This is a genomic window from Rheinheimera sp. MM224, assembly GCF_947090785.1.
Lineage (GTDB): Bacteria > Pseudomonadota > Gammaproteobacteria > Enterobacterales > Alteromonadaceae > Pararheinheimera.
Window position 1 is genome coordinate 1,996,959 of record NZ_OX352320.1, and the last position, 20,229, is coordinate 2,017,187.

Genomic DNA, 20,229 nt, shown 5'->3' on the forward strand with positions numbered 1-20,229 from the left:
AGATTCAATGAATTAAACCCTAGAGAACCGGAGTTGAAGTGGACGTTTTTTTCGCCGTACTGTTTTTTGCCTTTTCTACCACCATCACTCCAGGTCCGAATAACATCATGATGTTGTCCTCTGGCGTGAACTATGGTGTTAAAGCCAGCTTGCCGCATTTTTTCGGTATTTGTTTCGGTTTCCCTTTAATGGTGTTGCTGGTTGGTCTGGGTTTTGGTGTGGTGTTTGAACGATTTCCGCAACTACATATCTGGATCAAAGTCATAGGTGTTTTGTATTTACTGTGGCTGGCCTGGAAAATTGGTTCAAGCACGCCCAGCAGTATTGAAGGCTCTGACGCTAAACCTTTTAGTTTTCTGCAAGCTGCTTTATTTCAATGGGTGAATGGCAAGGCCTGGATTATGGCCTCTGGTGCAGTTGCTGCTTTTACTACTGTAGCTGGTAACGCCTGGTGGGATGTCACTCAAATCACAGCCGCCTTTTTACTGGTCAGTTTCCCTTGTGTGGGTGTCTGGTTAACCTGTGGTGCTTTGCTTCGTTCTGTATTAAATCAGCCTTTGTACCAGCGTATTTTTAACTGGGCTATGGCGCTGTTGCTGGTGTTATCGGTAGGTCCTGTGTTGGCTGAGCTTTATGCAGAGTGGATGCTGTAAATGCTGAGTATTCAGAATTTAAGCTTTAGTTATGGCAAACAGCAGCTGTTCTCACATTTAAGCCTGCAGTTAGAGCCGGGTTTACACTGGTTAAGTGGTGCTAATGGCTCTGGTAAATCCAGTTTGTTACGAATTTTAGCCGCTCTGGATAAAGCATCGCAGGGTAGTATTCACTTTAATCAGCAGCAGGTTGGTAGCTCTGCTTATCAGGCTTTGGTGAGTATTAGTGCTGATGCGGTGGCTCCTTTACAGGACAATACAGTGCTTGGTGTGTTGCAGTTGATGGCGCGTTGTCGTGGCACTGCGATGGAACAGTTGCTACTGCATGCCAAAGCTTTTGCATTAGAGCCTTTGTTGCAGCAAAAAGTGGCCGTATTGTCGTTAGGCCAACAAAAGAAGCTGAGTTTAACTTTGGCTTTGGCGGCAAAGCCACAACTGCTGTTGCTGGATGAGCCTTTTAACGCACTGGACCCGGATTCTTTAGTCTATTGCTGCACGCAGTTACAAACAGCGAAAGAGCGGGGGGCTTTGGTGCTTATCGCCAGTCATTTATCACCACAAAGTTTTCAGCTGGAGCTTAATCAACATCTGGAGTTAAAGGCCGGTGGGCACTTATCTTTTTCTCCGTTATGAGTTGTTCAGGCAACAGGCTGAGGATGCTTTTGCACCACTGAAGCAATTCTCTTTTATGCTGTTGCTGATTGCAGGCCATGCGCTGATAGGACTCTGGGCGCCTTTGGTCTTGCTGGGTTTTCAGTTATTTAACCCAGAGCTGGCTACTTTTGAGCGTTGGCCATATTTGCAAATGTTGTTGGTGATTATCCTATGCTGGCAAGGCTCTGTGGCCTGGCAGCAAAAATCTGTAGCAGAACAGTATTTTATCGAAAGTCTGGCACCTTCAGCACGCGTAGCCTGGCTTAGCAATAAGCTGATGGCGCTGCTCAATCAGCTGCCTTTCTGGTTTTTAACTTTGCCGGTATTTATTTATCTGCTGTTCAGTGAAAAGACGATGGCATGGCTGGATGCCATGCAGTTGCTGTTGGTATTATGCTGGGGGTTTCAAGCGCGACAGACCAGTTGGCTGGCGCTTTTTACTGTATTTGTGTTACCTGTTGTCACGGTTTGGAGCCTACCGCTGGTAGCTTTGATGCTGCTCGAGAGGGCTTTACAACATCAGTTGAGTGGGAACTCCTTTTCGGCTGGTTCTTTATTTCGTTATTGGCTCTATTGGTTTATCGGGCAGCAGCAAAATAAGGCACTGTTATTGCTCATTATTTTTGTGTTGGCTTTATGGCAATACTGGCTGGTGCAACCATTAAAAGCTGAAGCTCTGCTTTTTATAAATTGTGTGTTTACCTGGGTTTTAGCCTTGTTGTGTTATGCCCAACAGAAACTTTGGCAGCAGCAGTTGTTATCGCAGCATTACTTCTGGTTAAGCTGCTGTACTTCAAAGCAACGTTTTGTTTTAAAACTGATGAATGTGTTGCCTGTGCTGGCAGGTTCTGTACTGGCGATGACTTTTCTGGATGCGGCTTCGGCAGTCTGGATTATCATTCTGGCTGTTGTTTTAAGTTTTTGGTCTAAGCCAGGTTTGTTGTCGGTTGCAGTCTGTTGCTTTATGCTTTTGTTATTATTAAATGGACAAGGACTTTGGGCATGAAAAAATTACTGGTGTTGCTGTTGTTACTGTGGGGGCCACAGGCTTTAGCACAAAGCCTGTGGATTGATGTGCGTACTGTCGAGGAATACAACGCAGGGCATTTAGAAGGTGCGATCAACATTCCTTACGATGAAATTGAACAAAAAATTCAGGCAGTCGCTGCTGATAAGACGGCCGATATTCAGCTGTATTGCCGCAGTGGCCGTCGTTCAGGTATTGCGCTGGAAAGCTTAAGAAACCTGGGCTATAGCAAAGTGACAAATGCTGGTGCTTATGAGCAGCTGAAACAAAAACAAGCTAAATCTAACGAGTAGCTTGTGTTGCCTTCTCCTGATAGGCAGGGCGTTTTAACTCAGTTTTAAAGGCGACAAAGCTGGCGCGTAATGAGCTTAACGTCAGTTGTTTTACCAGCCATTTTGGCAATTCACCGCCCGGGTTAGCACTGCCCTGATACTGCATGTCAAAACCCTGATCTTTGGCAGTTAAAGTCCAGACTGCTTTCACATCCCGAATTCGCACATAATTTTTAGCTTCTGGTACTAAATCTGAACAATCGGTGATTTCAATAAGCAGGCTATTTTCTTTTTTGAGCACATCAGCGCAGGTCACCATATCCCGTGGACTAACAGGCCAAACTGACTGAAAGCGGGTGTAAACCTTCCAGTGGTGTTCTGTGCTGCCATCCATAAGCTTGGCATCCTCGCTTTGTTTCAGCCAACGTCGCACCGATTTGGTGTCTTTGAGTAACAACAAAAAGCTCTCTGGTTTGCCTGGATAAAAGGCGCTGGCTTTGACTTCAAGCTCTGGAGTGTATCGGTAACTCAAACTGATGCCGGCTTTGGTTTTTAATGCAGTCCATTCAGGCTCTGCAGCAACAGAGGGTAGAGCCAGCAGAGATAAAACCACAGCGAATAAAAAATGCATAACCACCTGACTTTTTTTCGTTAAGATACAAGCTTATACGAAACACAACTTTGTTGGGTGTGATGAAAAGCAGTATCGGTGAAAAAATAGCGCTGGAACATCAGGCTGCAAAACTTTTTATGCGACTGTACCAGCACAAATTCGGCATCAAAATGCAGCATATCTGGCATAACGAACCGGCTAAGCCTGACGTGTCCTGTTACCTGGAGCAGCAACGGCTGGATCTGGAAATAGCCCATTTGTATGGCAGCGAAGCCGAAGCGATGAAAATTCTCGGCCGTGAACTTAAAGGTGGCACGCTGGACGCTTTGCAGTCGCTGACCCAATTTCCTGTGGCAGAACGTTTATTGCAGGCGCTTGATAAACTCATTAGCAATAAAGCGCAAAAAAGCTATGACTCAGAAAAAGTCTGGCTGGTGATCCGCAATGCTCATCCGGACTGGCACGCAGAAGAGCTGGCCCAAACTCCGCATTTATTACAAATTCCACCTAAACATCCGTTTGAACAAATTTGGCTGGTGGCTGATATGACAGGGCAAGCTGGTCTGATGCCTTTGTATCCTATGACTTTAGCAGAGAGCCTGAAAGAGAAGGGCGTATGAAACTGCTTAGCAAAGCGCAGCAACTGGCACAACGGCTTTATGTCTGGCGTTTTGGCTTAGTCTTTCTGGGGTTTTATGCGCTTGGTTTTGGGATTTATTATCTGCTGCAAGGCCCGTCTGTGGTGTTTGAAGTCGCCTTGTTATTATCCGTGGTATTACTTGGCTGGGTGTTATTGGCATGGCTTACTTTATTGCTGTTTCGACAGTTGCCCGACTGGCAACAGCCCCAAAGTTTTTGGCAAAAATTAAAACAAGCAGCGCATAAATTATGGTACCAAGCCTTGCTTTGGGGTTGTCTGCTGCTTAGTATCGCCACCCTGTATTTAATGGCCAAAGCGCTGAAAGCTTTGGTCAGCCAACTGATTTGATAGGTAAAGCATGCGCTGCGATTTGTTTTGCTCTGTGGTAGATAACTTTGGTGACATTGGCATTTGTTGGCGTTTAGCCCGGCAGTTGCAGAGTGAACATCAATGGCAGGTCACCTTGTGGGTCGACGATTTAGTCAGCTTTCAGAAGATTTGCCATAGCGTGAACCCAGGCCTCGCCAGTCAGTTGCAACATGATGTGCTGGTACGGCATTGGACTGCTGTATTGCCGAAGCTTACAGCAGCAGACAGACCGGATTTGGTGATTGAAGCTTTAGCCTGCACTATTCCGCCATCTTATTTAGAGTGGATGGCTTCTTTTACTGACAAACCTCTGTGGCTGAATCTGGAATACCTGTCGGCAGAAGATTGGGTGCATGGCTGTCATGCCTTGCCTTCGCCTCATCCGCAGTTACCTCTGCAGAAGTATTTCTTTTTCCCGGGTTTTACCGCGCAAACCGGTGGCTTATTAAGAGAGCATGGGCTGGTCGATACTTTGGCAGAATTAAACGGTTCAGCGCAGTTGCAACAGCAGTTTTGGCAAGGGCTTGGCCTGTTGGATGCGATGCATTATCAGCGAAAAATCTCGTTATTTGCTTATAGTCAGGCACAGATCCGCCCATGGCTTGAGCAATTGGCGAACTCAGCACAAACAACCTTACTACTGGTGCCACAAGGGCAACTGGCGACAGATTTAACCCAACTTTTCTCCGAACTTAAAACCGGGCGTTTTGACCATAAGTCTTTAAGTATCCGCATTTTAAATTTTATGCCACAGCCTATGTACGATCAGTTGCTGGCTTGCTGTGATATTAATTTTGTCCGCGGTGAAGACTCAGTGATCAGAGCTCATTGGGCGGGTAAAGCTTTTATCTGGCAAATTTACCGACAGGAAGAGCAGGCACATTTAGTCAAACTACAGGCCTTTTTAGACAAGTATCAGCAGCATGCCCCTGAACAACAAAAAGCCTGTATAGAAAAGCTGCATATGGCCTGGAATCTGGAGCAGGATATCAGCGCAGAATTCGCTTTATTCAGTAATTTTAGTGAACAAATTCAGATGCATAACAAAAAGTGGCAGGAATATTTAATTCAGCAGCAAGATCTTGCCAGCAACCTCGTGCGTTTTGCTGAAAATAAACTTATAATGTCGCGCAATTTTTCCTAACAAGAAGATATTTCAATTATGATGAAGACTGCTCAAGAAGTACGCGCTGGCCAGGTGATAATGGTCAACAACGAGCCAATGGTTGTTCAGAAAGCTGAATTCAACAAATCTGGCCGTAACTCTGCTGTTGTAAAAATGAAGATGAAAGGTCTGTTAACTGGTGGCGGTCTTGAGACTGTGTACCGTGCTGACGACAAGTTCGAACAAGTCATGTTAGACACTAAAGAAGTGACTTATTCTTACTACGCAGATCCAATGTATGTATTTATGGATGCTGAGTACAACCAGTACGAAATCGAAGCTGATAACATGACTGAAGCTCTGAAATATCTGGTTCCGGATATGCAGTGTTCAGTAGTTTTCTACGGCGAGCGCGCTATCTCTGTTGACTTACCTCCATTCGTAGTACGTGAAGTTGTTTACTCTGAACCTGCTGCCCGTGGCGACACTTCAGGTAAAGTCATGAAGCCAGCTAAGCTGGACACAGGTTTCGAATTAATGGTTCCTGCTTTCGTTGAAATCGGCGACAAGATTGAAATCGATACCCGTACTGACGAATACCGCAGCCGCGCTAAGTAATTAGCCCGTTGCCGGCCAAGGGGTCAGAGTCATTGATTTGCTGATAGCGGATTAATGACTCTGACCCCTTTGTTTTTTGTGTCGTTATTTTTCTGAACCACTTCTTTTTAAGGAATTCTGATGAGCATTATTTCAACCCGTATCGATGGCCTTGAGCTTCGTTTGGCGACTGAAGCTGATGTGCCCGCTATTTTAAGTTTTATTCAGCAACTGGCTGACTATGAAAAGCTGTCGGATCAGGTGGTAGCCACTGAACAAAAGCTGCGTGATACCTTATTTGCTGACAACCCTTATGCTGAAGTGGTACTGGCAAATTATCAGGGCAAAGACGTAGGTTTTGCGCTGTTTTTCCATAACTACTCGACCTTTTTGGCCAAACCAGGAATTTATCTGGAAGACTTATTTGTTGAGCCAGCTTGCCGTGGCGTGGGTGTTGGCAAAGCTTTGATCACCTATCTGGCGAAGCTGGCGGTAGAACGTGATTGTGGCCGTCTGGAATGGTCCGTGCTGGATTGGAATCAACCCGCTATCGACTTCTATCAGTCTTTAGGTGCTGTGATGCTACACGACTGGCGCATTAACAGGGTGACTGGCGCTACTTTAACGCAAATGGCGGAGCTGTTCCCGGCTTGATTCATTTCGGCGTGACTGTTTCCTGCTCTGCAGGACGATCCGGATACAGCAAATAGGGCTGGCGTTGTTGCCTGAAGCGTATGAGTTCACTCTGCCAGCTCTGACGAATTTGTGCTTCACTCCAGCCTTGTTCAATCTGTTGCCTGAGCTTATGGCTGCCAGAGAGTTTGTCCATAAAATCAGGTGAGTTAAATAGCTTTAGTTGATGTTTTGCAAAAAGTGCCTGCGCCTGAATTAAATAACTTAAATCCAGACCTCCGGCTTTTACGCTGCGTAAATCCAGCCCCAACACCAACTGATTTTTCAGTGGTGGGTTCAGCGCAGCGCCAGCTTTGGAAACAGGACTAAAGGCAAAAGGGCCTAAAGGCGGATTGGTGTAACCCAGCACCTGAAATGGAAAATCAGTACCACGGCCAATGCTGAAAGGCGTGGCTTCAAAAAATCCTAATGATGGATACAAGGCCACAGCCTGAGCATTCGGCAGATTCGGACTTGGCCGCACGGGCAACTGATACGGCATATCCCGCTGATAGTTTTTTACCGGCAACACATACAGCTTTAATTGCGCAGCCTTATTAATCCAGCCTTCGCCTTTGATCATCAACGACAGTTCACCCAGTGTCATGCCATGTAAAAGTGGGATAGGGTGCATCCCAACAAAAGACTGGTAGTGTTTATCAAGCACAGGACCGTCAACATAAGCGCCGTTGGGGTTGGGTCTGTCCAATACCAGCAATGGAATATTCTGCTCTGCAGCTGCTTCCATCACATAATGCAAAGTGGATAAATAGGTGTAATAACGTACGCCAACATCCTGCAAATCAAAAATCAGCAGGTTGATATCTTTCAGTGCTTCTGCCGTTGGTTTTTTGTTTTTGCCATACAAAGACAACACTGCGACACCAGTCTGTGGATCTACGCTGTTATCCACTTTTGCACCGGCATCGGCGGTGCCACGAAAACCATGCTCAGGCGAGAATACCGTTTTGACTGCAAGGTCTTGTTGCAGCAATAGTTCCAGCAGATGGGTATCGCCCACAAGCGAGCTTTGATTCACCACCAGAGCTATATGTTTTGCTTTTAGCTCAACAGGGGAGATATCAGGCTGAGTGACTAACTGCTGAGCTGCTGTTTGTAGCTCTTTAGTGTCGGCAAAGCAGGTCGCTGCGAAACAGAGCAGCAGCATTAAATAACGCATCAGGCTGGTACTCCATTAAGTTCTGTTTGCGCCACTGCATCGCTGTTTTTTCCTAGCTGACAAATAACAAAAGAGCAGGCAAAACCTATACACAATTGCCAGCTAAAGGCTAAATCAAACTGCCAGCTGGTCGGTAAATAATAGCTTTGTAGATAAGGCTGCATCAGAAGCGTGATGACAAAGCCGCCAATTAATGCAGCTAATACGGAAGCCGGACTGCCACGCTGACTAAAGAGCGCGCTGGCATAGACCCCAAGTAAACCACTGTAACTAAATACCATCACACCCAAAGCAAAAGTCAAAAGTGGCATATCGCTGCTTTGTTGCCAGTAAAAACACAGCAGCGCCATCAATGCTAAAGCCAGAGCGCACAGCAACATAGACCAACGTGCAGCACTCACATAATGCTGTTCTGTCTTCGCTTGTCGTTGTTGCTGCCAGGGCTTATACAAGTCCTGAATAATCACAGAAGCCATAGAGTTTAAGCCAGATGTCAGTGTTGACACTGCTGCAGCTATCACGCCTACTGTGACTAAACCACGCAAACCAGCCGGCATTTCATGCAAAACGTAATACATAAACACAGTGATATTTTCACCGCTGAATTGACTGCTTTGCATCACAGCACCAGACCCAGCCATCAGATCGGGCCGTTGATAAAAGATATGCAGTAAAAAACCAATCAGCATAAAGACCAGCGTGACAGGCACCACTAACACCACAGACCAGATAATAGCCAACGAACCCTGACGGGCATTTTTGCAGGTTAAAGCGCGTTGAGTCAGATCCTGATCCAAACCATAGGAGGCGATATAAAGCAAAAACAAGCCGGTTACACTGGAGTAAAGCGTAAAAGCACTGGCTGAACTGAAATCCCAGCTGGTGTCTATCAAGGTCAGTTTACTGGCTGCATTATGCGGCGGATGCTCTAAGGCCTGCCAGACCGTTGAAAAATCGGCAGGAATAGAGCTCCATAAATACAACAGCACCAGAACTGCTGCCCCGACATAAACAAAACACTGAAAAGCATCACCATAAATCACAGATTTAATGCCACCAAAAATCGAATACAGCAACGAAACCAGGCAAAGCAGTGCTATGGACCAAATGACATGCTGCAAGGCTATATCGGTAAATAAAATCATCGACACTGCGATAGCTGCCATATAAAGCCTGGCACCGTTGGCAAAAATACGGCCAAACAAATACATCAAGCCGGCCTGTTTTTTCGCTCTGCTGCCAAAACGTAACTCAAGCAATTCATACACTGTGCTGACTTTGTAGCGATAAAATCGTGGGATCAGAAAATAACCAACGAAAAAGGCTGCCATTAAGGCTCCAATGTTACTGGCGAGGTAGGTCAGATTGCTACGATAACCAATATCAGGTCCGCCTAAAAAAGTCGCAGCAGATTGTGCAGTGGCCAGAACTGAAATAGCGGCCAGCCAGGTGGGCATGCTGTTGCTGCCAATAAAATACTCCTGACTGTTTTTTGCGCCAGAGCGATTGATCCACCAGCCAGTCAGGGCCAGCAGCACAAAATACAAAACAAACATCAGCCAGTCTAAAGTGGCAAAAGTGGAGGTCATGCTTCCTCTGCTGGCTCTGTTGGCCAGTTGATTGATTTCAGTTGCCATTGAAGCTTATTCATTATCTGTTGGCAAGGGCTGATTCAAGCTACGAATATCAGTTAAAATTTTGTGCGATTAATGTACGAAATTAACAATTGGCGTTCTGTTTCAAGGCAGACTCTGGCATAATAGAGTTACTGTGCAAACGGTTACATCAGTAAAATTGAAACTTTTTGATGATAGGCTGATTAACTTACAGTGCTAATGACTAAAGTTCAGCAGAGCTAATGGCCCTGTATCGTTTTAGTTCGGGTGCGACCGGACTAAATATTTCGTAGCAAATATGGATTTTTGATACGGAAATAGGGTGTATACCCGCATTCTTGATGAATGTCCTGAAACAGCAGAACCCTTTTTCTATTGGGTTTGCAAAGGCCAGTCCTGGTGACTGGCCTTTTTTTGATTTTAAAAAGCCTTGCCTGCGAAATAAAAATCTACAGGCTAAACTATTTTATTACGCAATACTTTGATCCAGGTCGCCTTTAGTTAAGGTAGCCACAAAACCACTAAGGAATCTTTATGTCGGTACAGCGCAAATTTATGTTAACACTCACCGGCCTGGTTCTACTGGCGATGCTGGGTTCCATAGTTGTGATTTCGTTTAGTAAATATCAGGAAATAGAAAGCTCGGTTAACACAGACAAAGACCGTCTGAACCGCGAAATTACCAATATCTTAACTATTACCGACAGTCTGCTGAGCCAGCAAGTGCAAAGCAGCATGAAGCTGTTTCGTAAGCGTATTGCTGATGTCGGGCCTGTATCCCAAGGTGAGACTTTATCTTTTGGCTCACAGCAAGTGCCGGATTTAGTGTTAGGAAGTGTAGGTCAGGGCAACAAATACCAGTTAGTGGACGATCTGACCGCTATTATGGGCGGCACTGCGACCCTTTTTAGCCGCACTGGTGATGATTTTGTACGTATATCGACAAACGTTGTCACAGATACAGGCCGGGCGACCGGGACTTTATTGGCCCCTACAGGCGCGGCTATGGCGGCGATACGTCAAGGCAATGCTTTTTATGGTTCAGTGGATATTTTAGGCAACCCTTTTGTCACTGGCTATGAACCTTTGACCAATGCACAAAGTGAAGTGGTTGGTATAGGTTATGTGGGCTATAAGGCAGATTTAGAAGCCTTGCGTCAATTGCTGGCATCCAGTCGCTTACTGACTTCAGGTTTTGTGGCTTTGCTTGACAGAAACGGTGCTATCCGGGCTCAGTCCAGCCATATCAAGGCAGAAGAGTTGGAGCAGATCCTGAAAACGAAAAATCCGGATTGGACCATTCAGACTGAACAGTTTGCACCTTGGGGTTATCAGATTGTATCTGCGTATTCCAACGATGAACTTAGTGGTGAAGTGCGTGGCAATGTGATTAAAAGCTCGGCTGCCATTGCTGCAGGCGCCGCTATTTTATTATTGGTCGTGTACTGGTTAACTCATAGCATAGTGGTCACCCGTGTAAACGATACCATCAGAGCCATTAAAGCCATTACCGAAGGTGAGGGCGATTTAACCCGTCGTTTTTCTAATTACAGCACTGATGAATTTGGTGAAATGGCGCGCTGTTTTGACCAGCTACTGGAGCAACTGCGGTTAACTATAGTGGAGCTGAGTTCTATGACTCATGGTCTGGTACAAGCTTCAGTAGAGCTGGCTCATGTGGCAGAGGAGTCCAGTGCTGAAGTCGTCAAGCAAACCTGTGATTTAGAAGTGACAGCTTCTTCTGTTCATGAGTTGGCGACTACAGCTTCTGTGGTGGCTCACAATGCAGAGCAGGCAGAGCAGGCCAGTGTTGAGGCCTCGCGTTTGACTCAGGGCGCTATGAAAACTCTGGAAGCCTCTGTCAAAAATGCCGCACAGCAGTTATTGGATTCTCAGCAATCTCAGCGTTCAATTGCAAGCTTATCAGCCTCAAGCGCTGAAATAGGCAAAGTATTAGAAGTGATTAACACCATAGCGGAGCAAACCAACCTGCTGGCGTTAAATGCTGCTATTGAAGCCGCCAGAGCCGGTGAGCAAGGCCGTGGTTTTAGTGTGGTTGCCGATGAAGTTCGTTTATTGGCTGGCCGTACCCAGTCTTCTACCGGCGAAATTAAACGTATGATTGAGCAGTTGCAGCAAGGTGTAAACGAAGTGCAGACATTAAATTCGACTGCACAGGCAACTGTAAAAGACAACGAAGTCAAAGCTTCTGAGGCAAGTAGCGCTATGGATTTAGTGCTCAAAGCCATAGAGGAAATTAATCATCTGAACAGCCAAATCAGTACAGCTGCGGCAGAGCAACGTGATGTGGCGGACGGCGTGAGTCAAAAAACCAACCATATCCATACGGCTGCGCAACAAAATGCAGTACACAGCGCCACGACAAAAGATTCCAGTCAGGGCTTAAAGCGTATAGCTGAGGATTTTAGCGCTGTATTGTCGAAGTTTAAGGTGTAAAGCCAACAGGCGACTTAAAGAAGCAGGTTGTGGCCTGCTTCTTTTATCACTGTGATTTTGAGCTCTGTTCATTAGTCAAAGACTGCTCTGTGATCCATTCAATCAAGCTATCCAACACCACACGGCCGCGTCCAGCTTTGGGGTCGTTGATAAAGCTCGCGACCACCCAGGTGCGGCCGCTTGGGTCTGTGACAAAACCTGCCAGCGCTGTGACATTACGCAAAGTGCCGGTTTTTAAGCGGGCTTTGCCTTTGGTTTGTGTCTGAGTGAAGCGGCGTTTTAAGGTGCCATCCACACCTGCGAGTGGCATGCTGCTGATAAGTTCTGGTTGATAGTGAGCCTGGTAAGCATGTTGCAGCAAAGCGGCCATCAACTCCGGGCTGATGCGTTCAGTGCGGGACAAACCAGAGCCGTTTTCTAATATCAGGCTACTGTGATCCAGCTTGATACTGCTGAAAAAACTGCGAACCTGTTGCTCTGACCTGTCGGCCGTCAGTTCAGTTTCGGTATCAGTTTGTGTTGCTCCTAAAGCCAAATACAGCTGGCGAGTGACGGCATTGTCTGAGCTTTTATTAATATCCCGCAACACTTCAGCTAAAGTACGGCTTTGATGTTCAGCCAGCAGCACTGTGGCTTCTGCTGCGCCTTGTTCCAGCACCGGGACCTGGTGTTGCCCTGAGATTTGTTGCCATAACTGCTGCACCAGTAAGCGGCTGAAATCTGAGCGATTGATCAGCTGTAAATAATCTCTTTTCTGGCAGTTCTTAGGAAAGTCTCCTTGTAACACCAGTTGCACTTTATCGGGCTGACGTTTAAAGGCTAATTGCTCTGGATCTGGATACCAGTGTGCGCAGCCGCCGTCCACAAGACGAACTTCAGTAGTGACCAGCTCCAGGCCTTGTAATGCTGGATAGAGCCGGCCTGTGACGCTGTCAGCTGTGGACTGCAAGCGGATACCCAGCATATTGCGCTGTAAAAACAACGCATCAGGCAACAGGTTGTAGTATTCCCGTGGCGTTTCATCAAAAGGCAAAGCGGTCAGTTCAGGCCTGGCCGGATTAAACCAGCTGCGGTCAATCTGGATGGCAGGCACATGGCGTATGCCCTGATCATAAGCCTGTTGCAGCAAAGACCAAAGCTCCTGTACGGTAAAATCCATATCGCCATAGCCTTTTAACACCAAAGGCTGTTGCATCGTCTTTTGCGGCTGCTCGTAAGCTCGCAACTGAGTGCTACCCCGGTAAGCCGGGCCTAGTTGTTCCAACGCGGTGATACTGGTGACCAGTTTCATCGTCGAAGCGGGCTGCATGGCTTTTGTGGGCTGATAACTTAGTTGTTCTGTTGGCGTATTCAGTGGATAAGCCACAAAGGCGAGGGCATTTGGTGGCAGTTGAGCTTGTTGTAGTTGCTCTGACAGTCGATTCAGTAGCTCTTGCTGCTTTACCGGCAGGGATGCAGAGCTGCTGCAGGCACAGAGCAATAACGCCGATAGCAGGGCCGATAACGATGCTATGCCAGATGGACGCTGGCGAAGAGGGTGCATGACAGCTCCTTTTAGTTCACCACAAAGTCAAAATAGGTGTTTGGATAGGTTTCGTTTTGCAGTGTGAAATGCCACCATTCCAGCTCGTAAGGAGCAAAACCCTGTTGCTGCATTAAATCTTTCAGTAACAAACGGTTGGCTTTTTGCTGTGCTGTAATTTCAGTGCTGTTTAAATGAGAAACCGGGTCAAATAAATCATAAGTGCCGCCCATATCTATAGCAGACCATTGGCCTGCTGCATTCTTTCGCAGCAAGGTTAAATCCAGAGTAGAAGCGCGGCTATGACCTGAATGAGCTGCAATATAACCTTGATTTAAAACACTTTTGTCTAAATTTGGGTAATAGCTGCTTTTCGTGCTTTGATCGGTATTATCTGCAACCCACTGCATAAAGTGATTGGATGCACCTTGAGGTCTGTAGCAATCCAGTAATTGCAGACGATAGCCTAAACGTTCAGTCTGCAGTGCCACTTTTGCCAGAGCTTCAGCTGCATTTTTTGCTAAATAGCAGCTGTTCGCCTGATACCCTGGTACTACTTTGCCGGTAAAATTGCTGTTGCTGGCATAGGCCATGCTAATTTGTACTTTGCTTGTCACTGTGAGTAAATCGACTATATCGACGGGTTTATTCGCTTCAATACGAACCGGACCTTGTGGTTTTACAATCTGTGTTGCAGCAGTTTTAGTTGCCGGCGCAGAACTTTGCTGCTGCACAGTGTTGCTGCACGACAGCAATAAAAAACAGCTCATCAGTAAGGCTTGTGTTTTCATCCAATCATCACCCAGCCGCTGATTAAAAAGGCAATCAGTGCTAACACGCCACAAAACAGCGCATAAGGCAGCTGAGTTTTTACATGCTCTAATAAATCACAGCCTGAAGCGACGGCACTAACCACTGTGGTATCGGAGATAGGAGAGCAGTGATCACCCCAAATACCGCCACTTAAAATAGCGGCCAGGATCAGCGAAGGTGGTAATCCCAGCATTTCAACTAAAGGCATACCAATAGGAATTAAAATAGCAAAAGTGCCCCAGGAGGTGCCCGTGGTAAAAGAGATGATGGCACCAGCGATAAAAAGTAATGCCGGAATAAGCACAAGAGGAGTGGATTCTTTGACAAAAGAGGCAACATAAGCCCCTGTACCTAAGTCTTTCATGGCGCTGCCGAGTGCCAGTGACAACAGTACAATACTGACTAGAGGTAAGAGTTCGCCCATACCTCTGAAACCAATAGTAACCAGTTGCTGGTGGCTAAAGCGACGACTCCACGCCATCAGGCCATAAGCTACTACACAAGCAATAGTGGTGGCATAAAGCGCCGCTTTGGCACCTGAACCTTCGACTAAACTGCCGTTGCCTGTCCACAGCATAAAACCTACCATACCAACAATCAGAGTCAGTAAAGGCACTAACATCAGTGACATGCTACTTGGTGGTGTATCAATATCGCTATGACTTGATACGGTATTCAGATCAATTTCTGCCTGTTTCATCGGGCCATAGACCTTGTCGGTATAAATGGTGTAGAACACCACAATCAAAGTAAATAAGGCATAAAAGTTCAGCGGAATAGTACCAATCAATACAGAGACGGCAGATTCAGGCAGATTATAAGTACTCAACAGCCCCAGCACATAAGCACCCCAGCCGTTGAGTAAAATTAAGATACAGACAGGAGCACTGGTGCTGTCGACTATATAAGCCAGACGAGCGCGGCTCATTTTGAATTTATCGTACAAACCGCGTGACACAATACCCGCAGTTAAGGCGCTCAGGTTGGATTCTATAAAGACCAGAATACCTATGCCGTAGCTGATAAAACCAGCCTGGCGTTTGGTGCGGGCCACCCCTTTGCGGATAAACCAGTCGACCATAGCGGACACGCCACCTGAGTCCCGCATATAAGCCATCAGTGCACCTATCAGCAGAGAAAATAATAAAATTCTGCTGTTATCGGCAGAAGAGGTGACCGAAATAATGCGTTCTAAACTTTGCACAGGACCATGCAACAAAGCGCCAAATACACTTAGCTCCGGCTGCTTCAAGTACAACAGAACTTCAGCACAGGCGACGGCTAAAATAAGCGCCAGTATCACTTCTTTACGCCAAATAACTATGGCAATGGCCAGAATGGCAGGCAATAAACTTAAACTTTCGGGCACTGGAACTTCCCTAACTATGAAATGGAGCAATTGATGCTGTTTATACTGCAGCAATTAGCTGTGGCTTTCCAGTTAGGTTGGCTTTTTTATTTGGTTAGTTGGCTGATTTATATTCAGAATTTAACGCTGTTGCGCTTCATAAAGGCTGTTGCGGATTAAAAGACAAAAAAAATTAGCTAACGTATGCAGAGTACATTAGCTAATTCGCTGTAAGCACAGCTGCTGGTTTGGGCTATCTCCACAGCTGTGTTCACAAAACTTTTGGTAAAAGCTGGGTTACTTAAAAGTTAAACCACCAGCGTCGACGCTTTGCACACCTTTGACATTCTCTGCCAGTTGTACGGCCAGTGCTTTTTCCGATCCACTGTCGACCAGACCATTCAGTGTCACCACACCTTTGTTGGTATTGACCGCAATATCAGAACTGTCGACATTGTTTGAATACATAAAAGTGGATTTCACTTTGGTAGTGATCCAACCGTCTGCCATTGCAGTGCCTGGCTTGGATTTTTTATCCGGATTTGCCAGCACAGTCAGCTTATTGTCGACTGACATTACACCACGGGTGGTCATGGCCAGGTTTTCAGCCAGATCTACCGCTGCTTTGTTTTCGGCTGTACCAGTTAAAGTCACCATGCCTTTTTTGGTGGTGACTTTGGTGGTGCTACCGTCGACATAACGGCTCCAGGTCAATTTAGATTTCACGGCTGCCGTGATACTGGCATCGTCGATGATCTCGGCATAACTCGACTCAGTTGAGCGCGCCGGTTTTTTGTAGTTATCTTCGGTGATCATGGTGTTGTCGACTTTGCTGATGCCTTTTACACCTTCAGCAATTTCGGTAGCCAACTCTTTGTTAGCATCACTTTCCACCCGGCCACTGATGGTGGCTTTATCACCTTCAACAGTGACTGTAATGTCATCGTGACGCAGATAAGGGCTGAGCTGATAGGTCGTCAGGATCTGGCTTTCCAGGCGGGCGTCTTTTACGCCTTGACTACTTTTAGCGTCCTGCGCCATCGCAGGGACTGACAAACTACTTACTATCAGTGCCAGTACGGCTGGATATTCTTTTTTAATCAGTTTCATGGTGCTCTCCCTCGCTGAATTAACTGCGATTGTCGATAAAGTTTTTTACTTGCTTGTCAGCATCCGGGCGGCTGATGGAATAACGCATTTGCACCAGTTCAGCTAACTTAGCCGGTTCGCCTGCAGATTTTTTCAGCTCACTTTCGGACAATTTGCTCCAGACTTTATGTGCAGCACCAATACGTTTTTGCCAGGCATCGTCTGATGCTTTGGTGTGTAGTGGAGATGATATGCCTTTCACAGAACTCAACTGAGGAGTAGAAGGCTTTGAAGCTTGAGTTGTTTTTGGGTATTTAGTTACAGCAGCAGTGATGGTGCTGGATTTTATGGTTTTATCGTTAGAATTAGTCATGAGTATGCTCCTTAACCTGCATGGTTCTGCGAAAGTGCAAACCATGCAGGGGGTGACGCCTGACTAAAGTAGAGTGATTCAATGGTCAGTTCAGTGCGTTGCCGCGCTAAACTGGAAAACGGTTATTTAATGCGCATATCATCTTTGACAGAAGTCACACCAGATATGCCGCGAGCCAGTGCAATAGCGCGGTCTGCGTCAGCGCGGGAATTAATAAAGCCGCTTAATTGCACAACGCCTTTAAAGGTTTCAACATTAATCTCTGCGACTTTCAAGCCTTCTTCTGCCAAAAAGGCAGATTTGACCTTCGCAGTGATCACTGTATCGTCAACATATTCCCCTGTACCTTCAGAGGTTCGGGTTGAGGCGCAGCTGATGCTTGATACCGCGGCAACGGCCAGCAATGTGGCCAGCACTAATGGTTTAATGGTCATAAGTATTCTCCGATAGATGCAGCTCGATACAGGCGCCGGGATGGGCCTGATTTATGAACGGCGGGGGATTAACAATAAGCAACAGCCTGAAGCAATTAGCATCCAGCCTAGCCAGGCTGGCAGACTAATTTGCTCTGTTTCTTTGACTGACAGTTCAAATGAACCAATTTCTGCAGTCTGGCGGCTCGTGGTGTAACTAAAGCCAGAGTAAAACAACGAAGAAATGCCCAGCAGGATCAGTACCACCGCCAGTATTCTCATTAGTTTCATCAGAGGCCCCTTAATCAGAGCCTGCGTCTTTGCAGTACACGCAGCACGATAATCACCAGCGCTACGACCAGTAACAAGTGCAGCGCGCCGCCTAACGAGTAGGATGACACCATACCGAGGAGCCATAAGATCACGAGGATTGCGACAATAGTTTCTAACATAGAGGTACTCCAAATAGATGGGAAAGTCTTTACTTTGGGCCCGGTGCGGTAGACGGTCTGTGCGTTAGCGTACTTATAGAAAAAAAGCCCTGAAACAAAATTCAGGGCTGGGCATTATTTTTTATTCAGGGTGGATTATCAGAGGTTTTTGTTGCTGTAATAGCTATGGATCAATTCACGCCATGTGCTGTCAGCCATATCAGGCCAGTTGTCTTTATCAAAGCCTGGGGCATTGTCTAAGCGATCTTTTTCTATATCCAGCGTAAAACGTTTGTTTTCCGTATCAAGGATCAGTGCACTCCATGGTACCGCAAATAATTTTTCGCCCATGCCTAAAAAAGATCCGAAGGACAATACGGCATAACTGATTTTACCGCCGCTCATGTCCAACATAATCTCTTTGATATCACCAACTTTTTCATCGCGGTGGTTATAGACATCATTACCGAGCAGAGTTTCTGCGCCCATCAGGCCAGGACCAGGCCCCTGATGGCCATTGGCATGTAGGTGACTGGTTTTGTAGATGCCATACTGGTCTTTATCGTTGTAATTCATGGATAACTCCTTGAGGCTTTCGCCTGGGCTACCGGTGCAGCGGCACAATACCGCACAATACCGGACCATGAGTCTGGCCCGTTCAGCGGCAAGGTTCAGTTCGTCAACGAACACAGGCGACATCCTGATAGAAAGACCCAGGCAGGAACTGTGGTTGTTTGTCGAGCAAAGCGCGATAGCAACTACAGCTGGCCTTTTCCAGAGCAGGGCGGTTTAAAATATGGATTTGCCCTCTGTGATAGTCGATGATCTTTTTCTCCAGCAAAGAACCAGCAGCTTGCGTCACGCTGCTGCGCCGGACTCCTAACATAAAAGCTAAATACTGATGAGTCAGAAAAAATTGATCACCACCGGCTCTGTCGTGTGTCATCAGCAGCCAGCGTGCTAAACGCGGTTCAGTTTCATGGTAGTGATTGCAACAAACTAAACGGGTGAGCTGAACCACATAAAATGCCAGGTACTGGTGTAGAATGTGCTGCAGCTTTACACAACGTTTTAATTCAGCGTTAAAAGCCTGATGTTCTATTTGCAACGCCAGACCATGGCCCTGAACTATGGCCTGAACCGGAGAGGTCTCCATTCCAATAGAGACTAAAGCCCCTAATATGCCCTCGTTACCAATCAGACCTACTTCTAAGTGTTGGTTCTGCTGCACTGAGGTTAAAATTGAAATATAACCAGACAAAGGTAGATAGACAAAACCGCTGTTTTTTCCTTCTTCACATAACACCTGACCAAAGTGCATTTCGATGGTTTTGCTGTGGCGCATGACAGCCTGTTGCTCTTCGTCAGACAGTTGTTGCAAAAGTTTGTTTTGCGGTAGATCTGTGTGCATCAGGTGGGCCTTGATAAAGAATAGTAAAAACAGTCTGTTCGATTGTGTTACTGATTTCTGTTCGGCACAGCACCAAAGTCTAAAGTCAGGAGGGCTGGATAGGAAAACTTTTAGGTGAAAGGTTAGAACCGCTGTTGAAACTGACGAGTGGCCACTCAGTTCAAAATAGATGTTAAGTGATTGCTGCGCTTTTAGCCCATGGCAGTAAACGGTCAGATTCTTTGCGCACTACGGCGTAACATTCACAGCACAGAGTCTCAAGTTTAGGCCGGTTAAGCACCCGAATATGACCCCTGTGGTATTCAATCACGTCCAAGCGTTGTAAACGACCGGCAGCATCAGTCACGCCCTCACGTCGTACACCCAACATATTGGCAATCAACTCCTGCGTCATCACCAGTTCATTGCTTTCGAGCCGATCGAGCGATAATAACAACCAGCGACAAAGTTGCTGATCAATGGAATGGTGGCGATTGCAGACCGCAGTTTGCGCCATTTGAGTGATCAAGGCCTGAGTGTAACGTAACAAGGTATGCAACAAGGCACCATGACGATTAAATTCGTCTTTTAAGCGCTGGCCTAACAGGCGATAGGCCTGACCGGCACTTTGTACTATGGCCCGGCTGGTCGTGCTTTCGCCGCCCATAAAAAGAGCGACTCCTATTAATCCCTCGTTGCCTACGACGGATATTTCTGCAGAAGCACCACTTTCCATCACATACAACAACGACACTATAGAATTGGTAGGAAAGTAGACATAACGCAGGGTATCACCGGATTCATACAAAACTTTGCCCAGTGGCAACTCAACTAATTCCATATGGGGACACAATCGTTCCTGAACATCAGCAGGCAAGGTGGCCAGCAAATGGTTTTGCAGCGGGCCTTTTAGTTGTGGCATAACACTCCATGTAAAGATTGAAGATCAACACTGATCAACGGCAGCGTGACTCACTTTTGGGCCCGAAGTCTGT

At 46.5% G+C, this 20,229-nt stretch carries 24 protein-coding genes; 10 read left to right on the plus strand and 14 right to left on the minus strand.

From position 1 onward, the window contains the following. The first annotated feature begins 38 nt into the window (after nt 1-38). The 4 genes from OM978_RS09475 to OM978_RS09490 are packed head-to-tail and all read left to right on the plus strand — an operon-like array spanning nt 39 to nt 2,627. The gene (locus tag OM978_RS09475) at nt 39-653 is read left to right on the plus strand and encodes a LysE family translocator (RefSeq protein ID WP_264346641.1); all 615 of its coding nucleotides are present in this window, start codon (nt 39-41) and stop codon (nt 651-653) included. Continuing rightward, nucleotides 654-1,286, plus strand: coding sequence for an ATP-binding cassette domain-containing protein (locus OM978_RS09480; protein ID WP_264346642.1), 633 nt, complete (start codon nt 654-656; stop codon nt 1,284-1,286). It begins immediately after the preceding gene. Then, nucleotides 1,258-2,313 (plus strand): hypothetical protein, encoded by a 1,056-nt coding sequence (locus OM978_RS09485; protein WP_264346643.1) that lies wholly within the window; start codon nt 1,258-1,260, stop codon nt 2,311-2,313. Before OM978_RS09480 ends, OM978_RS09485 begins: the two co-directional genes overlap by 29 nt. Beyond that, on the plus strand, nt 2,310-2,627 hold the full coding sequence (locus tag OM978_RS09490; RefSeq protein ID WP_264346644.1) for a rhodanese-like domain-containing protein: 318 nt from the start codon (nt 2,310-2,312) through the stop codon (nt 2,625-2,627). Before OM978_RS09485 ends, OM978_RS09490 begins: the two co-directional genes overlap by 4 nt. Here OM978_RS09490 and OM978_RS09495 read toward each other — a convergent pair. Further along, nucleotides 2,617-3,237, minus strand: coding sequence for an START domain-containing protein (locus OM978_RS09495; protein ID WP_264346645.1), 621 nt, complete (start codon nt 3,235-3,237; stop codon nt 2,617-2,619). The two genes, OM978_RS09490 and OM978_RS09495, sit on opposite strands and share 11 nt — an antisense overlap. A 62-nt stretch (nt 3,238-3,299) precedes the next feature. Here OM978_RS09495 and OM978_RS09500 point away from each other — a divergent pair, with 62 nt between their 5' ends. The 5 genes from OM978_RS09500 (at nt 3,300) to OM978_RS09520 (ending at nt 6,584) form a co-directional block, all read left to right on the plus strand. Beyond that, a complete protein-coding gene (locus tag OM978_RS09500) occupies nt 3,300-3,839 on the plus strand; it encodes a hypothetical protein (RefSeq protein ID WP_264346646.1) in 540 nt (179 codons plus the stop codon). Next, nucleotides 3,836-4,207 (plus strand): hypothetical protein, encoded by a 372-nt coding sequence (locus tag OM978_RS09505; protein WP_233006980.1) that lies wholly within the window; start codon nt 3,836-3,838, stop codon nt 4,205-4,207. Before OM978_RS09500 ends, OM978_RS09505 begins: the two co-directional genes overlap by 4 nt. A gap of 10 nt (nt 4,208-4,217) precedes the next feature. Next, nucleotides 4,218-5,372 carry an elongation factor P maturation arginine rhamnosyltransferase EarP gene (earP, locus tag OM978_RS09510; protein ID WP_264346647.1) on the plus strand — a complete coding sequence of 385 codons (1,155 nt, stop codon included), beginning with the start codon at nt 4,218-4,220 and terminating at the stop codon, nt 5,370-5,372. Nucleotides 5,373-5,393: 21 nt separating this feature from the next. Next, nucleotides 5,394-5,951, plus strand: coding sequence for an elongation factor P (efp, locus tag OM978_RS09515; protein ID WP_264346931.1), 558 nt, complete (start codon nt 5,394-5,396; stop codon nt 5,949-5,951). 120 nt (nt 5,952-6,071) lie between these two features. Continuing rightward, nucleotides 6,072-6,584 carry a GNAT family N-acetyltransferase gene (locus OM978_RS09520; RefSeq protein WP_264346648.1) on the plus strand — a complete coding sequence of 171 codons (513 nt, stop codon included), beginning with the start codon at nt 6,072-6,074 and terminating at the stop codon, nt 6,582-6,584. Between the two features lies 1 nt (nt 6,585). Here the strand turns inward: OM978_RS09520 and OM978_RS09525 are convergent, their stop codons facing one another. Next, nucleotides 6,586-7,782, minus strand: a complete 1,197-nt coding sequence (locus OM978_RS09525) for a DUF1343 domain-containing protein (protein ID WP_264346649.1) — start codon at nt 7,780-7,782, stop codon at nt 6,586-6,588. Beyond that, nucleotides 7,782-9,419 (minus strand): sodium:solute symporter, encoded by a 1,638-nt coding sequence (locus OM978_RS09530; RefSeq protein WP_264346650.1) that lies wholly within the window; start codon nt 9,417-9,419, stop codon nt 7,782-7,784. Before OM978_RS09530 ends, OM978_RS09525 begins: the two co-directional genes overlap by 1 nt. Nucleotides 9,420-9,932: 513 nt before the next feature. On the opposite strand from OM978_RS09530, the gene OM978_RS09535 reads away from it, so the two are divergent. Next, nucleotides 9,933-11,855 carry a methyl-accepting chemotaxis protein gene (locus tag OM978_RS09535; protein ID WP_264346651.1) on the plus strand — a complete coding sequence of 641 codons (1,923 nt, stop codon included), beginning with the start codon at nt 9,933-9,935 and terminating at the stop codon, nt 11,853-11,855. A 46-nt stretch (nt 11,856-11,901) separates the two neighbouring features. Here the strand turns inward: OM978_RS09535 and dacB are convergent, their stop codons facing one another. The 11 genes from dacB to OM978_RS09590 all read right to left on the minus strand — a co-directional run bounded on the left by dacB (nt 11,902) and on the right by OM978_RS09590 (nt 20,156). Beyond that, nucleotides 11,902-13,398 (minus strand): D-alanyl-D-alanine carboxypeptidase/D-alanyl-D-alanine-endopeptidase, encoded by a 1,497-nt coding sequence (gene dacB, locus OM978_RS09540; protein WP_264346652.1) that lies wholly within the window; start codon nt 13,396-13,398, stop codon nt 11,902-11,904. Between the two features lie 11 nt (nt 13,399-13,409). Continuing rightward, nucleotides 13,410-14,168: a M15 family metallopeptidase gene (locus OM978_RS09545; protein ID WP_264346653.1), complete on the minus strand. Its 759-nt coding sequence runs from the start codon at nt 14,166-14,168 to the stop codon at nt 13,410-13,412. Next, on the minus strand, nt 14,165-15,559 hold the full coding sequence (locus tag OM978_RS09550) for a Na+/H+ antiporter NhaC family protein (protein ID WP_264346654.1): 1,395 nt from the start codon (nt 15,557-15,559) through the stop codon (nt 14,165-14,167). The genes OM978_RS09545 and OM978_RS09550 overlap by 4 nt, the downstream gene beginning before the upstream one ends. Nucleotides 15,560-15,835: 276 nt before the next feature. Beyond that, nucleotides 15,836-16,648 (minus strand): BON domain-containing protein, encoded by an 813-nt coding sequence (locus tag OM978_RS09555; protein WP_264346655.1) that lies wholly within the window; start codon nt 16,646-16,648, stop codon nt 15,836-15,838. A 19-nt stretch (nt 16,649-16,667) separates the two neighbouring features. Beyond that, nucleotides 16,668-17,000, minus strand: a complete 333-nt coding sequence (locus tag OM978_RS09560) for a hypothetical protein (RefSeq protein WP_264346656.1) — start codon at nt 16,998-17,000, stop codon at nt 16,668-16,670. A gap of 122 nt (nt 17,001-17,122) precedes the next feature. Next, entirely contained in the window at nt 17,123-17,434 is a 312-nt protein-coding gene (locus tag OM978_RS09565; RefSeq protein WP_264346657.1) for a BON domain-containing protein, read from the minus strand. A 51-nt stretch (nt 17,435-17,485) separates the two neighbouring features. Next, nucleotides 17,486-17,704 (minus strand): hypothetical protein, encoded by a 219-nt coding sequence (locus OM978_RS09570; RefSeq protein ID WP_264346658.1) that lies wholly within the window; start codon nt 17,702-17,704, stop codon nt 17,486-17,488. A 14-nt stretch (nt 17,705-17,718) separates the two neighbouring features. After that, nucleotides 17,719-17,865: a lmo0937 family membrane protein gene (locus OM978_RS09575; protein WP_152342847.1), complete on the minus strand. Its 147-nt coding sequence runs from the start codon at nt 17,863-17,865 to the stop codon at nt 17,719-17,721. A gap of 138 nt (nt 17,866-18,003) precedes the next feature. Further along, the gene (locus tag OM978_RS09580; RefSeq protein ID WP_264346659.1) at nt 18,004-18,420 is read right to left on the minus strand and encodes a PRC-barrel domain-containing protein; all 417 of its coding nucleotides are present in this window, start codon (nt 18,418-18,420) and stop codon (nt 18,004-18,006) included. 103 nt (nt 18,421-18,523) lie between these two features. Beyond that, nucleotides 18,524-19,255, minus strand: coding sequence for a Crp/Fnr family transcriptional regulator (locus OM978_RS09585; protein ID WP_264346660.1), 732 nt, complete (start codon nt 19,253-19,255; stop codon nt 18,524-18,526). Nucleotides 19,256-19,427: 172 nt separating this feature from the next. Continuing rightward, nucleotides 19,428-20,156, minus strand: a complete 729-nt coding sequence (locus OM978_RS09590; protein WP_264346661.1) for a Crp/Fnr family transcriptional regulator — start codon at nt 20,154-20,156, stop codon at nt 19,428-19,430. Between the last annotated feature and the right edge of the window lie 73 nt (nt 20,157-20,229).